This window comes from Geodermatophilus bullaregiensis, assembly GCF_016907675.1.
Classification (GTDB): Bacteria; Actinomycetota; Actinomycetes; order Mycobacteriales; family Geodermatophilaceae; genus Geodermatophilus; species Geodermatophilus bullaregiensis.
Window position 1 is genome coordinate 4559089 of record NZ_JAFBCJ010000001.1, and the last position, 14843, is coordinate 4573931.

The following is a 14843-nucleotide window of genomic DNA, read 5'->3' on the forward strand; positions in this document are numbered from 1 at the left end:
GGCAGGCCCGACGACCGATCTTCGGCAATCCGGATCCCTGCGGGCGTAGCAGGGCCTGACGGGGCAGCGGTCGGCGCAACCACCACTCCACGGGCGGAGAGATCGGCGGCGCCACCGCAGGCGACGAGGTCCCCCAGGGGGCCTGCACTGTGTCACCCCCCGCGACGGAGCGACGGGGAGGAACGATGTCACCCCCCGACGCATCGTCTGTCCGTGCGGCGTCACCCCAGACCGTCAGCGTTGCTGGGTCGACGTCACCTCCGCGCGGCTGTCACCAAATCGACCGTTTCGGCGCCTTCTCCAGATGACCCGCGCCGGCCGAGGCAGCGGGCGCAGCTCTCCGGAGGAGACATGACCGAGCCTGCCCCCGAGCCGAAGCCGGCGTCCGGCGACAGCCGTGCCCGCGACCGTGCCGTGATCGCGCGCATCGCAGCCGCCGAGCGGTGGGCGCGCACGTCCGACCGGGCGGCGGCGACCGAGCCGGCCCGGCGTGGGCTGCGGGCTCGGTTCGAGCGGGAGGCCGACCCCGACGGCGTTCTCGACGCCGCCGAGCGCGCTCGCCGCGCCGAGGCCCTCTTGACCGCGCACATGCTGCGTCTGGCCAGGGCCTCGGCACAGGCGCGGCGGACGGCCGCCGAACGCGGCCGACGCCGTTAGAGCCGGTCGCCGAGGGCCAGTCGGCGGTGCGCCTCGTGCGCACGTTCGACCGCGGTCGAGGCGGCATAGCGGGACAGCATCTCGTCGCTGCGCCAGCCGGCCAGCATCATCAGGTCCCGCTCTTGCCCGCCGCCGACGAGCCAGCGGTGGGCGAACGTGTGCCGGAACCGGTGCGGATGCACCCCCTCGACCCCCGCCTGCCGGCTGCGCACCTCGAGCACCTCGCGAACCCCGTCGACGGTCATCGCGCCGCGCAACCCGAGCAGCAGCTTCGGTGAGCTCGCCCGGGCGTGCAGTGCACGCAACCGCAGGTAGCGGTCGATCGCCTGCCCGGTCTTGGCGCCGAAAGGCACCGCCCGCGGCCGGGACCCCTTGCCGATGACGTAGGCGACCTCGCGGTCCAGGTCGACGTCCTCGAGCTTGAGCCCGCACAGCTCGGACACCCGGACGCCGGTGTCCAGCAGCAACCGCAGGATCACCTCGTCGCGTCGGCCGAGAAATATCGGGCGAGCGAACGTCCCCGGACGGCCGCGGCCGACCGCGCACGTCTTGAGCAGAGCGGTGATCTCGGCGTCGGTGAGGATCGGCACCGGCTTGTCCGGGGCGGTGGCGATCTCGATGCCCTCCGTCGGTGCTTTGTCCAGTTCGCCCTCGACGACCAGCCACCGGCAGAACCGCCGCATGCCGCGCAGCCGGGTGGCCACGGTGCTGGGCTGGCAGGTCTCGGCGAGTTCGGCCAGCCAGGCGCTGATCGCGTGGCGGGTCAGCTCGTCCAGGGTCGCCGGGCGACCGCGCTCGACCAGCCACGCGCTGAAGTAGCGAACGCTCTGGCTGTACAGCTCGATGGTCCGCGGCGCCTTGCTGGCCGCCCGCAGGTGCCGACGAAATGACGCGAGAAGGTCTTCCAGCCGCACCGCCACGGGGGGAGGTTATCGGTCGAACGAGCGGTGTGCCATCGGCCCCGAGACGTCAGCCGACGGTATCCTCGCTGGTGAGGCGCTTGGCGCGGCTGGGCTGCACGCGCATCGGCTCGCCCGGCATCTTCGGGTAGTCCGGGGGGTAGGGCAGGTCGCCTAGGCCGTCGTCCCTGACCTGCCGCTCGGCCAGCTCCAGCAGCGGCTCGATGCCGAAGGCGTGCCCGGCCATCCCGGCGTGCTTGTCCCCGACGGCCGCGAACCGGGCGGGCATGGTCAGCACGTCGAAGTCGGTGGGGACGACGTCGGGCAGCTCGTCCCAGTCCAGCGGTGCTGACACCGGGGCGTGCGCCTTGGGCCGGATGGAGTACGCCGAGGCGATCGTGCGGTCCCGGGCCATCTGGTTGTAGTCGATGAAGATCTTCTCGCCGCGCTCCTCCTTCCACCACGACATCGTCACGCGGTCGGGGATGCGGCGTTCCAGCTCGCGGCCGAAGGCGATGACCGCCCGCCGCACCTCGGGGAAGGTCCACCGGGGCTGGATCGGCACGTAGACGTGCACGCCGCGCCCGCCGGACGTCTTCGGCCAGCCCTCCATGCCGAGCTCGTGCAGCAGCGCGCGCACGTGCGGCGCCACCCAGACCGCGTCGGAGAAGTCGGTGCCCGGCTGCGGGTCGAGGTCGATGCGGATCTGGTCGGGCTGCTCGACGTCGGTCTTCGACACCGGCCACGGGTGGAAGGTGAGCGTCCCGAGGTTGGCGCACCAGGCGACGACGGCCACCGAGTCCGGCGCGATCTCGTCCGCCGTCCGCCCGCTGGGGAAGGTGATGTGCGCCGTCGGCACCCAGTCGGGCGCGTTCTTGGGCACGCGCTTCTGGTAGAAGGCGTCGCCGGTGTTGTCCACCCGGGTGGACAGCCGGGCGCCCTCGAACACCCCGCCGGGCCAGCGCTCGAGCGTCGTCGGCCGGTCCCGCAGCGCGAACAGGATCCCCTCGCCCACGGCGACGAAGTACTCGACGACGTCGATCTTGCGGATCCCGCGCTCACCGAAGTACGGCTTCTCCGGCGAGGTGACCCGCACCTCCCGCCCGTCGACCGACAGGACGACGGCGTCCTTGCTGCTGGCCATGGGCTCCTCGTCTCGGGGCGGGTCGGGCGGTCAGGCGGCGGGGCAGGTCAGCCCGTCCTGCGGCGGGACGAGGTCGACGAGGTAGGCGTTCACCGCGTCGGTGACGCAGGGCGTCCTCGGGTAGGAGGTGTGCCCCTGGCCCTGCCAGGTCACCAGCACGCCGGACTCGAGGTCCTCGGCCATGTCGACCGCACCGGGCAGCGGGGTCACCGGGTCCCCGGAGTTGCCGACGACCACGATCGGCGCGCTGCCGTCGGCGTCCCGCTCGGGCAGCGGGGTGCGCGCGGCCTCCCAGACCGAGCAGGCGTAGAGGCCCGCGGCCCCGCCGGCACCGAAGAGCGGGTACTGCTGCGCCCACTGCTGGGCCAGCTGGAGCACCTGCTCCTCGTCGTAGGTCTCGTCCTGGGGGGTGTCGGCGCAGGTGACCGCGACGTTGGCGTCGAGCAGGTTGGTGTAGCTGCCGTCGTCGAGCCGGCCGGAGTAGCTGTCGGCCAGGGAGAACACGCCCGCCGCGTCGCCGGTGCTGGCGGCCGACAGCGCCTGCGACAGCTGCGGCCACCTCGCCGGGTCGTACATCGCGGCGAGCACGGCGGTCATGACCACCCCGGGCGTCGCGCTGCGGGTCTCGCCGGGCGCGCTGCTCGCGATGGGCGCGCCGGCGGCCACGGCGAGCAGGTCCTCGAGGAACCGGCGCGGGTCACCGCCGAGCGGGCAGCCCGACACCAGGCCGGTGCAGTTGGCCGCGAAGGCGTCGAAGGCGGCCTCCAGCCCGGCGGAGGCGGCCTCGGCCTTCTCCTGCTGGTCCGCGTCGGGGTCCACGGCGGCGTCGAGCACCAGCGCGCGCACCCGCTCGGGGTAGAGCTCGGCGTACGTCGAGCCCAGCGTGGTGCCGTAGGAGTAGCCGAGGTACGTGAGCTGCTCGTCGCCGAGGGACTCGCGCAGCAGGTCCATGTCGCGGGCGGTGTCGACGGTGTTGAAGGTGCCCAGCGCCTCCTCGTACTCCTCGGCGCAGGCGTCGGCGGCCTCGTCGGCGAGCGCGAGGACCTCCTCCATCTGCTCCTGCGTCGTCGGGCGCGGCTCGGCGGCGACCGACCGGTCCTTGAGGTCGGCCGGGATGCACTCGACCGGCGTCGACAGGCCCACGCCGCGGGGGTCGAACCCGACGAGGTCGAAGCGGCGCAGCACGTCCTCGGGCAGGCTGAGCGCCTGGCTGAGCGTGAAGTCCGCGCCCGAGGCGCCGGGGCCGCCCGGGTTGATCAGCAGGGAGCCGATCCGGTCGGTCTGGCCGGCCAGCGTCGCGCGGATGAGGAACAGCGGCAGCGTCTCCCCGTCGGGCTCGTCGTGGTCGATGGGCACCTCGGTGCGGCCGCACTCGAAGGCCAGGTCGCGCTCGCTGCCCGGCGAGCCGGCGATGAGGCCGGTGATCTGGGCGTCGCAGTCGGTCCAGGTGATCGGCGCGGCCTCGGCGCCGTCCTGCGCCTCACCCTCCGACGTCGTCGCGGTGGCCGACGTCTCCGAGGCCTGCATCGACCCGGAGAAGGAGGTGCAGCCGGTGACCGCCAGGAGCAGCCCGGTCGAGGCGGCGAACAGGCCGCGGCGCAGACGCATGATCACGAGGGTAGGAGGCGTCCCGGGACGGCTCCCCTCCAGGGACCCGCCGCGGGCTCGCGAGCGGCGGGGGGCACGGGGGTCCGTCACCCGTCGAACACCTCGGCCAGGTCGTAGCGCACCGGGACCTCGAGCTGCTCGTAGGTGCAGCTCTGCGGCTCGCGGTCGGGCCGCCACCGCAGGAACTGCCCGGTGTGCCGCAGCCGCCGGCCCTCGAGCTGGTCGTACTTGACCTCCACGACGAGCTCGGGCCGCAGCGGCACCCAGGAGAGGTCCTTCTTGGCGTTCCACCGGCTCTGCGCACCGGGCATCCGGTGCTCGCCGTCGGCCTGCAGCTCGGCGTTCGCCCACTCCCGCCACGGGTGGGTCTCCAGCGCGTCGGTCCGGTAGGGCGCCAGCTCCTCGACCAGCTCGGCCCGGCGGGCCATGGGGAAGGACGCCGCGACGCCGATGTGCTGCAGGCCGCCGTCGTCGTAGAGGCCCAGCAGCAGCGACCCGACGATCGGGCCGCTCTTGTGCCAGCGGAACCCGGCCACCACGCAGTCGGCGGTGCGCACGTGCTTGACCTTGGTCATCAGCCGCTGGTCCGGGCCGTAGGGCAGGTCGGGCGCCTTGGCGACGACGCCGTCGAGCCCGGCGCCCTCGAACTCCTCGAACCAGCGCTGCGCCGTCGCCACGTCCTGGGTGACGGCGGTGACGTGCACCCGCTCGTGCCTCCCGGACAGCGCCGCGTGCAGCCGGGCCTGCCGCTGCGCGAAGGGGACCTCGAGCAGCGACTCGTCGCCCAGCGCCAGCAGGTCGAAGGCGACGAAGTGGGCCGGGGTCTGCTCGGCGAGCAGGTCGACGCGCGACTGCGCGGGGTGGATGCGCTGCAGCAGCGACTCGAAGTGCAGCCGGTCGCCCTGCGGCACGACGATCTCGCCGTCGACGACGCAGCGCTCGGGCAGTGCCTCCTTGACCGCGGCCACGACCTCGGGGAAGTAGCGGGTCAGCGGGCGCTCGTTGCGGCTGCCCAGCTCCACCTCGTCGCCGTCCCGGAAGACGATGCAGCGGAAACCGTCCCACTTCGGCTCGTAGAAGAGCCCGTCGCCGGTGGGCAGCTTCGTCGTGGCCTTCGCCAGCATCGGCTTCACGGGCGGCAGCAGGGGCAGGTCCATGCCGGTCAGTCAAGCAGCGGGGTCCGACCGCGCACAGCGCGCCGTCGACCGAACGGGTGGCGGAGAGCCGCTCCCCGGGGACGCCCGCCAGTAGACTAGCTGACATGACCAGGACGGTGGGCGTGCACGAGGCCAAGACGCACCTGTCCCGGCTGCTCGAGCACGTGGCCGCCGGCGAGGAGGTCGAGATCACCAACCGCGGGCGCGTCGTCGCCCGTCTGGTCGGCCCGGCCCGCCGGACACCCAACTTCGGGTTCGACCGCGGCCGGGTGTGGATCGCCGACGACTTCGACGACCCGCTGCCGGGGGAGCTGCAGCGGGCGTTCGAGGGGGAGGAGTGAGGGTCCTCCTGGACACGCACGTGCTCGTGTGGGCCGCGGCGGCACCCGAGCGGCTCGGCGTCGCCACGGACCTGATCGGCGAGGCCGACGAGCGCCTCGTGTCGGCCGTCTGCGTGTGGGAGCTGGCGATCAAGCAGGGCCTGGGCAAGCTGTCGGTCGGCTCCGACGTCCGGACCTGGGCGCGCCGGGTGACCCGTGAGCTGGAGCTGGACCACCTGCCCGTCACCGCCGAGCACGCCGCGGCGGTCGAGCACCTCCCGGACGTGCACCGCGACCCCTTCGACCGGCTCCTGGTCGCCCAGGCCGTCGCCGAGGGAGCGGTGCTGCTGACCGCGGACGCGCGCCTGGCCGCGTACGGGGACGTCGTCCGGTTCGTAGGCTGACCCGTCGGCCCGGGCGGGCCGCTCGTCGTCACGGGAGGACCGGGGTGAGGGACACCGCAGCGCGGACGCTGGCCGCGTTCATGGCCGTCAGCGGGATCACGCACGTCACCTCCCCCCGTTACTACCGGGACCTCGTCCCGCCGTGGGTGCCGGCGCGCCCGGCCGTGGTCGCGCTCAGCGGCGCGGCCGACGTGGCCGTCGGCGTGCTGGTCGCCGTCCCCGCCACCCGCCGCGCCGGCGGCTGGGCGACCGCGGCCCTGGTCACCGCGTACCTGCCCGCCCACCTCGACCCGCTCCGCCGCGTGGGCACCGCGCAGCGTGCGTCCGACCGCCCCGCCGGGGTGGCGGCGCGGGTGCTGGTGAACCTCGGCTACGTGGCCTGGGCGGTCCGGGTCGCCCGCTCCGGGCGGTCCGGGAGGGCGTAGCGGGTGAAGAGGACGCCGTCCTCCTCGAGCACCTGCAGCAGGCGGGGCCGGACGACGCCGGGCAGCGCGTCGGTGACCAGCCGGCTCCCCCCGCCGACGAGCGCCGGTGCGATCGTGAGGTCCAGCTCGTCGACCACCCCGGCGGCCAGGGCCGACGTCAGCAGGGCCGGGCCGCCCTCGCAGACCAGCTGTCGCAGGTTGCGGTCGGCCAGCCGGTCCAGCGCCAGCGGGAGGTCGACGTCGCCGTCCCCGCAGACGAGGACGTCGACGCCGGCGTCGGCCAGCGCGGCCCGCCGGTCGGGATCGGCCGCCGCGCAGGTCACGAGGACGGTCGGCGCGAGGGCCAGCCGGTCGCCCGGGGCCAGGGAGGCCCGCCGCGAGACGACGACGACCGGCGCGGACGCCGGCCGCCCGAGCGCGGCCCGCAGCCGGCCGACCGCGGAGTCCGCGGCCACCGGGCGGTACCCCTCGGCCGCCGCGGTCCCGTGCCCGACGAGCACCGCGTCGGCCAGCGCCCGCAGCACCCGGAACACCCGCTGGTCGCCCGGGGAGCCCAGACCCGCGCTCCGCCCGTCCACGGTGACCGCGCCGTCGAGGGAGACCACGAAGTCCACCCGCACCGAGCGCCCGGGCGGCAGCGCGTAGGCGTCCGCGAGCGCGGCGTCGTCCAGCGGCCCGCCGTCCGGGTCCGGCAGCAGCCGGCGCACGTCAGTGCGTGCTGAGGACGGCCGCGCTCTCCGGCGGCAGCGTCACCGTGGCGCCGTCGAGCGCGGGGAGCTCGCCGGTGGCGAACAGCACCTCGGTGGGCGCCCGGTCGAGGTCCACCTCGCGCGGCTGGTCGGCGAGGTTGGCCACCACGCGCAGCGCGCCGCGGTGCACGACCAGCCAGCGGTCGGCGTCGTCCCAGGCGACCGCCACCGACGCCAGGTCGGCGTCGGTCAGCTCCGGCTGGGCCCGGCGCAGGGCCAGCAGTGCCCGGTGCACGGCCAGCAGCTGCGCGTGCGGCTCCCGCTGCGGCTCGGACCAGTCGAGCTTCGAGCGGGTGAAGGTCTCGGGGTCCTGCGGGTCGGGCACCTCGTCGGCGTCCCAGCCGTGCTCGGCGAACTCGCCCTTGCGGCCCTCCGCCGTCGCCCGGCCGATCTCCGGGTCGGTGTGGCTGGTGAAGAACTGCCACGGCGTCGAGGCGCCCCACTCCTCGCCCATGAACAGCATCGGGGTGAAGGGGCTGGTGAGCACCAGCGTCGCGCCGACGGCGAGCAGGCCGGGGGACAGGGACGCCGACACCCGGTCCCCGACGGCGCGGTTGCCGATCTGGTCGTGGTCCTGCAGGTAGCCGAGGAACTTCCAGCCCGGCAGCCGCGCGGTGTCCACCGGCCGGCCGTGGTGGCGGCGGCGGAAGCTCGACCAGGCGCCGTCGTGGAAGAAGGCGCCGGTCAGCGTCTTGGCCAGCCCGGCGAGCCCGGCCTCGGCGAAGTCGCGGTAGTAGCCCTGGCCCTCGCCGGTGAGCGTGGCGTGCAGCGCGTGGTGGAAGTCGTCGCTCCACTGCCCGGTCATGCCCAGGCCGCCGGACGCCCGCGGGGTGACCGTCCGCGGGTCGTTGAGGTCGCTCTCGGCGATCAGCGTGAGCGGCCGGCGCTCGGCGACCGACAGCCGGTCGACCTCGCGGGCCATCTCCTCGAGCACGTGGGTGGCCCGCTCGTCGACCAGCGCGTGGATGGCGTCGAGCCGCAGCCCGTCGACGTGCATGTCGCGCAGCCACATCAGCGCGTTGTCGACGATGTAGCGGCGGACCTCGTCGGAGTCGGGGCCCGACAGGTTGACCGACTCGCCCCAGGTGTTCGCCCCGCCCTCGGCGAAGACCGGCATGAACAGCGGCAGGTAGTTCCCGGACGGGCCGAGGTGGTTGTAGACGACGTCCTGGACCACGCCGAGGCCGCGCTGGTGGCAGGCGTCGACGAAGCGCTGGTAGGCCGCCGGCCCGCCGTAGCTCTCCTGCACCGTGTACCAGAGGACGCCGTCGTAACCCCAGTTGTGCGTGCCGTCGAAGCCGTTGACCGGCAGCAGCTCGACGAAGTCGACGCCGAGGTCGACCAGGTGGTCCAGTCGCGTGATCGCGGCGTCCAGCGTGCCCTCGGGGGTGAAGGTGCCGACGTGCAGCTCGTAGACGACGCCGCCGGCCAGCGGGCGCCCGGTCCACGCACGGTCGCCCCACGCGTGCGCGGCCGGGTCGAAGCGGCGGGAGAGGCCGTGCACGCCCTCGGGCTGGCGGCGCGAGCGCGGGTCCGGGCGGGGCGCGTCGTCGTCGCCGAGCAGGTAGCCGTAGTCGGCCTCGGGGGCGGCCGCGACCTCGGCCCGCCACCAGCCGTCGTCGTCCCGGCGCATCTCGTGCACCGACCCGTCGACCTGCAGCCGGACCCGCTCGGGGACCGGCGCCCAGACGGCGAACTCGACGGGTGCGGACATGCAGGGGCCTCCAGGAGTCGGCGGGTGACCGGGAGGGTGTGCCCGCGCGGGCTGCCGTCAACCCCGGCCGGGCCCGGCAGCCGGGGGGAGGAGCTCCCCCCGGCTGCCGTGCGGCTCACGGCAGCTGCAGCACCTGACCGACGTGGATGCGGTTCGGGTCGCTGACCGTGCCCTCGTTGGCGGCGAACAGGGCCTGCCAGGTCGTGCCGCTGGCCGCGGCGATCTTCGACAGGGTGTCGCCGGAGCGCACGGTGTGGGTCTCACCCGACGGGCGTGCGTCCCGCGACGCAGCCTCCGGCTCCCGATCGGCCGGAGCCGCCGCCGGAGCGGGGGCGGGTGCCGCGGCCGGGGCCGCGCCGGCCTCGGGCGCGGACGGGTCGAGGGCCTTGCCGCAGGTCGGCCAGGCACCCGGGCCCTGTACGTCGAGCGTGCGCTCGGCGACGGCGATCTGCTGCGCCTTGCTCGCCAGGTCGGCGCGCGGGGCGTGGTCGAGGCCGCCGAACGCCGCCCAGGTGCTCTGGCTGAACTGCAGGCCGCCGTAGTAGCCGTTGCCGGTGTTGATGCTCCAGTTGCCGCTGGACTCGCACTGGGCGACGGCGTCCCAGTCGTTGGGCGCGGCCGCGGAGGCCGGGCCGGCGAGGACGCCGATCGAGGTGGCCGCGATGCCGACGGTGACGGCGGTGCGGCGGGCCAGGGTGGCCATCCGCTGCGGCGTCGAAGCGCGGAGGCGACCGGCAGAGGGCGTGGTCGTGGGCACGGACGAGGACATGGCTGTACTCCGATCCGCCGCCTGCGAGGTGAGCTGTCGGGTTCGGAGCGATCGGTGCCCCGGCCGCACGACGTGCGGCTTCACCCCGAGACGGTGCTGCGTGGCCCCGTGACCACGGCGGCGACCGTCGAAGTGGGTCCCCCACCCCCGTCCTGGCGGTGCAGGAGGAACGGACGCCGACGGACGGGGTTGGGCGGATCGGCTCCGACGCCCGGCTCTCTGTCGGCCGGGTGCGCGGGCAAAGGTAACGGCCGGGTCTCGGCGGGGCACATCGCGCCCCAGGGGCCCCGGGCGTGTCGGTCCGCGCCCGCCCGGAGGCCCTCCGGGAACCCGCTGGTCACACCGCCGCGGTCGGGACGCCCCCCGCGGCGGTGTGACCTCGCCCTCAGTCGCGGACCAGCAGGGCCACCGGCAGCTGGGCCAGCAGCTCGCCCACCGGCGTGCCGCCGGCGTCGGAGACCACGCGCGTGCCGGTGAGCACGTCGCGCCAGGCGCCGGTCGGCAGGGCCAGCGCGGTGTCGCCCCAGCCGGCCGCGGCCAGGCCGACCGGCAGGCGGGTCGCCACGGTCACCGCGCCGTCGCGCCCCTCGGCGCCCCGGTCGAAGGCGACCACGTGACCGGCGGCCGGCCCGGTGACCTCGACCGGGCGGTAGCCGGCGAACAGCTCCGGGGAGTCCCGGCGCAGCCGCAGCACCCGGGAGACGACGAGCAGCTTGGCCGCGCCGCTGTCGTCGACGGGCGGCACCTCCCCGCCGTCGAGCCGGGTCAGCAGCTCGCGGCGCCGGGCGTAGTCGACCGGGCGGCGGTTGTCCGGGTCCACCAGCGAGCGGTCCTCCAGCTCGGTGCCCTGGTAGACGTCGGGGACGCCGGGCATCGTGAGCTGCAGCAGCTTCTGCGCCAGCGCGTTCGACCGCCCGGCCGGGCCGGTGCGGGCGACGAACTCCTCGATCTCGGCGTGCGTCGTCGCGTCGTCGTAGGCGGCGTCGACCAGCGCGTGCAGCCGGGTCTCGAACGCCTCGTCGACGTCGGTCCACGTCGTCGACAGGCCCGCCTCGCGGGCGGCCTTCTCGGCGTAGGCGTGCGCCCGCTCGCGCGAGAGCGGCCAGGCCCCGACCAGGTTCTGCCACACGAGGTGCGCCAGCGGCCGGTCGGGCAGCGGGTGCCGGGACAGCCACCGCCGCACGAGCTCCGCCCACTCGGTGGGCACCTCGGCGAGCACGGCCAGGCGGGCCCGGGTGTCCTCGCTGCGCTTGGTGTCGTGGGTGGTCAGCGTGGTCATGGACCGCGGCTTGCGCGCCACCCGCCGGCCCTGCGCCTCGTGGAACTCCTCGACCGTGCTGCCGAAGCGGGCCGGGTCGCCGCCCACCTCGTTGAGCACCACGAACCGCGACCAGCGGTAGTAGGCGCTGTCCTCGACGCCCTTGGCCATCACCGGCCCGCTGGTCTGCTCGAAGCGGGTGGCCGCCTCGGTGCCGGCCTGCGCGAGAACCGGGTGCAGCGCGTCCACGGCCGCGACCAGGTCGGGCCGGCGGTCGCGGACGGCGGACACCGCGGCGTCGAGGTGCTCGCGGCCGTCGGGCAGGTAGCTGCGGTAGACGGAGAAGGTCGCCAGCAGCTCGGCCAGCGCCTCGGTCTGCTGCTCGGGATCGATGCCGGGCAGCTCGCCGATGACCCGCACCAGCCGGGCGACCTCCGAGCCGAGGATCCCGTCGGTGACCTCGCGCTTGCAGTCGTGGACCAGCTGCGCGTAGTCGACCTCCCGCCCGGACAGCTCGGTGTCCAGCGCGGTGAGCGCCGCCTCGCCGGCCGGGTCGACCAGGACGTCGTCGACCTCGGCGAGGGCGTCGTAGCCGGTGGTGCCGGCCGTCGCCCAGCTCTCCGGCAGGTCCTCGCCGGGCTCGAGGATCTTCTCCACCACGGTCCAGCGCCCGCCGGTGGCCCCGGCCAGCCGGTCGAGGTAGCCCCTCGGGTCGGCCAGGCCGTCGGGGTGGTCGATCCGCAGCCCGTCGACGGCGCCCTGCTCCACCAGCCGCAGCACCAGCTCGTGCGTGGCGTCGAAGACCGCGGGGTCCTCCACGCGCAGCCCGGCGAGGGTGTTGATCGCGAAGAAGCGCCGGTAGTTGAGGTCGGAGTCCGCGCGCCGCCAGTCGACCAGCTCGTAGTGCTGCCGGTCGTGCACCTCCTGCGGCGTCCCCTCGCCCGTGCCGGGCGCGAGCGGGAAGCGGTTGTCGTAGTACCGCAGCTCGCCGTCGACCACCTCGAGCTTCTCGACGTCGTCGGCCGACCCCAGGACCGGGATGCGCACCCGGCCGCCGCCGAAGTCCCAGTCGACGTCGAACGCCGACGCGTGCGCGCTGTCCCGGCCGTGCCGCAGCACGTCCCACCACCACGGTGCCTCGGCCGGGTCGGCCACGCCCATGTGGTTGGGCACCAGGTCGAGCACCAGCCCCAGGCCCTGCTCGTGCAGTGCCGCGACGAGCCGGTCGAGGCCGGCCTGCCCGCCGCGCGACTCGTCGACGTGCGCGTGGTCGACGGTGTCGTAGCCGTGGGTGCTGCCCGTCGCGCTGCGCAGCAGCGGCGAGGTGTAGGCGTGGCTGACGCCGAGGTCGGCGAGGTAGCCGGCCACGGCCGCGGCGTCGTCGAGGGTGAAGTCGGCGGTCACCTGCAGCCGGTAGGTCGCCGTCGGGACGTCGCGGCGCCGGTCGGCGCCGAGCGGCTCGCTCACCGTCACGACCGGCGGGGGGCGCTGAGCACGATCATCGAGCGGTCCCGCACGGTGATCGTCTCGCCCGGCTTGAGCTGCGTCGGCTCGACCTCGCCCAGCTCGGCGGTGTCCAGCACGACCGTCCAGGCCGCGGCGTACTCCTCGGCGGGCAGCGTGAAGTCCATCGGCTCGTGCGAGGCGTTGAACGCCAGGTAGAAGTGGTCGTCCACGACGTCCTCGCCGCGCTCGTCGGTCGACCGGATGCCGTGCCCGTTGAGGTACATCGCGATCGACTTGGCGAAGCCGGCGTCCCAGTCGTCCTCGGTCATGAGGTCTCCGCCGGGCGTCAGCCAGGCGATGTCCTGCACCGGGGCGCCCGCCTCGCGCCGGACCGGCCGGCCGTGGAAGAACCGGCGACGGCGGAACGTCGAGTGGTCGTGGCGCAGCCGGGTCACCAGCTTGGTGAACTCCAGCAGGCCCTCGTCGACCTCGTCCCAGTGGATCCAGGTCAACGGCGAGTCCTGGCAGTAGCCGTTGTTGTTGCCCTTCTGCGTGCGCCCCAGCTCGTCGCCGTGCAACAGCATCGGCACGCCCTGGGACAGCATCAGCGTGGCCAGGAAGTTGCGCCGCTGGCGGGCGCGCAGGGTGAGCACCTTCTTGTCGACGGTCTCGCCCTCGACCCCGCAGTTCCAGCTGCGGTTGTGGCTCTCGCCGTCGTTGTTGCCCTCGCCGTTGGCCTCGTTGTGCTTCTCGTTGTAGGAGACCAGGTCGTTGAGCGTGAACCCGTCGTGCGCGGTGACGAAGTTGATGCTCGCGACCGGCCGCCGTCCGGAGTGCTGGTAGAGGTCGGAGGAGCCGGTGATCCGGCTGGCGAACTCGCCGACCGTGGCGTCCTCGCCGCGCCAGAAGTCGCGGACGGTGTCGCGGTACTTGCCGTTCCACTCGGTCCACAGGGCGGGGAAGTTCCCCACCTGGTAGCCGCCCTCGCCGACGTCCCACGGCTCGGCGATGAGCTTCACCTGGCTGACCACCGGGTCCTGGTGCACCAGGTCGAAGAAGGCCGAGAGCCGGTCGACGGCGTGCAGCTCGCGGGCCAGCGTCGAGGCGAGGTCGAAGCGGAAGCCGTCGACGTGCATCTCGGTGATCCAGTACCGCAGCGAGTCCATGATCAGCTGCAGCGCCTGGGGGGTGCGGGCGTTGAGGGAGTTCCCGGTGCCGGTGTAGTCCATGTAGTACTGCGGGTCGTCCTCGACCAGCCGGTAGTACGCGCGGTTGTCGATGCCCTTGAACGACAGCGTGGGGCCCAGGTGGTTGCCCTCGGCGGTGTGGTTGTAGACCACGTCGAGGATGACCTCGATGCCCGCCTCGTGCAGGGTGCGGACCATCCCCTTGAACTCCTGCACCTGCATGCCGTTGTCGGTGTTGCTCGCGTACTCGCTGTGCGGCGCGAAGAAGCCGATCGTGTTGTAGCCCCAGTAGTTGCGCAGGCCCTTCTGCTGCAGGGTGTCGTCCTGCACGAACTGGTGCACCGGCATGAGCTCGATGGCGGTGATCCCCAGGTCCTGCAGGTAGGACACGACCGCCGGGTGGGCGATGCCGGCGTAGGTGCCGCGCAGCTCCTCGGGCACGTCCGGGTGCGTCATCGTCAGGCCCTTGACGTGGGCCTCGTAGATGACGGTCTTGTGGTACGGCGTCCGCGGCGGGCGGTCCACGCCCCAGTCGAAGTACGGGTTGACGACGACGGACTTCGGCATGTGCTCGGCCGAGTCCTCGTCGTTGCGCTCACCGCTGGTGAAGTCGTAGCCGAAGACCGACGGGTCCCACTCGATCTGGCCGTCGATCGCCTTGGCGTAGGGGTCCAGCAGCAGCTTGTTGGGGTTGCAGCGCAGGCCCTGGGACGGGTCGTAGGGCCCGTGCACCCGGTAGCCGTAGCGCTGCCCCGGCTGGATGCCGGGCAGGAACGCGTGCCAGACGTAGCCGTCCATCTCGGGCAGCCGGATGCGGGTCTCGGTGCCGGCGTCGTCGAACAGGCACAGCTCGACCTTCTCGGCCACCTCGCTGAAGATCGCGAAGTTGGTGCCGGTGCCGTCGAACGTGGCTCCGAGGGGATAGGCGGTTCCGGGCCACACCTGGGTCATCGAGTGTTTCCTCCTGCACTGGCGCCCCCGTCCGCGGGGCGCGGTGGCCCCCTGCCGCGGCCGTCGGCAGGGGGTCGGGGCACGGATGCCCGCGTTGCCAGTGCCCGATCCGGACCGGCCCACACGTGACGCGGCGGAGGTCACTGCGGCGGCCG

13 protein-coding genes and 1 riboswitch are annotated in these 14843 nt (G+C 74.0%); of the genes, 4 read left to right on the forward strand and 9 right to left on the reverse strand.

Annotated features, from left to right (window positions below):
• Nucleotides 1-351: 351 nt before the first annotated feature.
• Entirely contained in the window at nucleotides 352-657 is a 306-nt protein-coding gene (locus tag JOD57_RS21885) for a hypothetical protein (protein WP_239568730.1), read from the forward strand.
• Here the strand turns inward: JOD57_RS21885 and JOD57_RS21890 are convergent.
• The 4 genes from JOD57_RS21890 to JOD57_RS21905 form a co-directional block, all read right to left on the reverse strand.
• Nucleotides 654-1577, reverse strand: a complete 924-nt coding sequence (locus JOD57_RS21890; protein WP_204693947.1) for a tyrosine-type recombinase/integrase — start codon at nucleotides 1575-1577, stop codon at nucleotides 654-656. The genes JOD57_RS21885 and JOD57_RS21890 overlap by 4 nt on opposite strands.
• Before the next feature lie 49 nt (nucleotides 1578-1626).
• Entirely contained in the window at nucleotides 1627-2700 is a 1074-nt protein-coding gene (locus tag JOD57_RS21895) for a DNA polymerase domain-containing protein (RefSeq protein WP_204693948.1), read from the reverse strand.
• A gap of 30 nt (nucleotides 2701-2730) precedes the next feature.
• The gene (locus tag JOD57_RS21900; protein WP_204693949.1) at nucleotides 2731-4308 is read right to left on the reverse strand and encodes an alpha/beta hydrolase; all 1578 of its coding nucleotides are present in this window, start codon (nucleotides 4306-4308) and stop codon (nucleotides 2731-2733) included.
• 86 nt (nucleotides 4309-4394) lie between these two features.
• Nucleotides 4395-5465 (reverse strand): ATP-dependent DNA ligase, encoded by a 1071-nt coding sequence (locus tag JOD57_RS21905; RefSeq protein WP_204693950.1) that lies wholly within the window; start codon nucleotides 5463-5465, stop codon nucleotides 4395-4397.
• A 104-nt stretch (nucleotides 5466-5569) separates the two neighbouring features.
• Between JOD57_RS21905 and JOD57_RS21910 the strand changes: the two genes are divergently transcribed.
• Genes JOD57_RS21910 through JOD57_RS21920 form a run of 3 tightly spaced genes read left to right on the forward strand, consistent with a single transcriptional unit; the run spans nucleotide 5570 to nucleotide 6614 of the window.
• Entirely contained in the window at nucleotides 5570-5806 is a 237-nt protein-coding gene (locus JOD57_RS21910) for a type II toxin-antitoxin system Phd/YefM family antitoxin (protein ID WP_204693951.1), read from the forward strand.
• The gene (locus JOD57_RS21915) at nucleotides 5803-6189 is read left to right on the forward strand and encodes a type II toxin-antitoxin system VapC family toxin (protein ID WP_204693952.1); all 387 of its coding nucleotides are present in this window, start codon (nucleotides 5803-5805) and stop codon (nucleotides 6187-6189) included. The genes JOD57_RS21910 and JOD57_RS21915 overlap by 4 nt, the downstream gene beginning before the upstream one ends.
• Before the next feature lie 44 nt (nucleotides 6190-6233).
• Nucleotides 6234-6614: a DoxX family protein gene (locus tag JOD57_RS21920; RefSeq protein WP_307824857.1), complete on the forward strand. Its 381-nt coding sequence runs from the start codon at nucleotides 6234-6236 to the stop codon at nucleotides 6612-6614.
• On the opposite strand, the gene JOD57_RS21925 is transcribed toward JOD57_RS21920, so the two are convergent.
• The 5 genes from JOD57_RS21925 to glgX all read right to left on the reverse strand — a co-directional run bounded on the left by JOD57_RS21925 (nucleotide 6560) and on the right by glgX (nucleotide 14688).
• A complete protein-coding gene (locus tag JOD57_RS21925) occupies nucleotides 6560-7321 on the reverse strand; it encodes a dihydrofolate reductase family protein (RefSeq protein WP_204693953.1) in 762 nt (253 codons plus the stop codon). The genes JOD57_RS21920 and JOD57_RS21925 overlap by 55 nt on opposite strands.
• A gap of 1 nt (nucleotide 7322) precedes the next feature.
• Entirely contained in the window at nucleotides 7323-9077 is a 1755-nt protein-coding gene (gene treZ, locus JOD57_RS21930; protein ID WP_204693954.1) for a malto-oligosyltrehalose trehalohydrolase, read from the reverse strand.
• A 115-nt stretch (nucleotides 9078-9192) separates the two neighbouring features.
• Nucleotides 9193-9780 (reverse strand): LysM peptidoglycan-binding domain-containing protein, encoded by a 588-nt coding sequence (locus tag JOD57_RS26525; protein WP_204693955.1) that lies wholly within the window; start codon nucleotides 9778-9780, stop codon nucleotides 9193-9195.
• A 69-nt stretch (nucleotides 9781-9849) separates the two neighbouring features.
• Nucleotides 9850-9979: riboswitch (cyclic di-AMP (ydaO/yuaA leader) on the reverse strand.
• 252 nt (nucleotides 9980-10231) lie between these two features.
• Nucleotides 10232-12571 carry a malto-oligosyltrehalose synthase gene (gene treY, locus JOD57_RS21940; RefSeq protein WP_204693956.1) on the reverse strand — a complete coding sequence of 780 codons (2340 nt, stop codon included), beginning with the start codon at nucleotides 12569-12571 and terminating at the stop codon, nucleotides 10232-10234.
• Between the two features lie 2 nt (nucleotides 12572-12573).
• Nucleotides 12574-14688 (reverse strand): glycogen debranching protein GlgX, encoded by a 2115-nt coding sequence (glgX, locus tag JOD57_RS21945; RefSeq protein WP_204693957.1) that lies wholly within the window; start codon nucleotides 14686-14688, stop codon nucleotides 12574-12576.
• Between the last annotated feature and the right edge of the window lie 155 nt (nucleotides 14689-14843).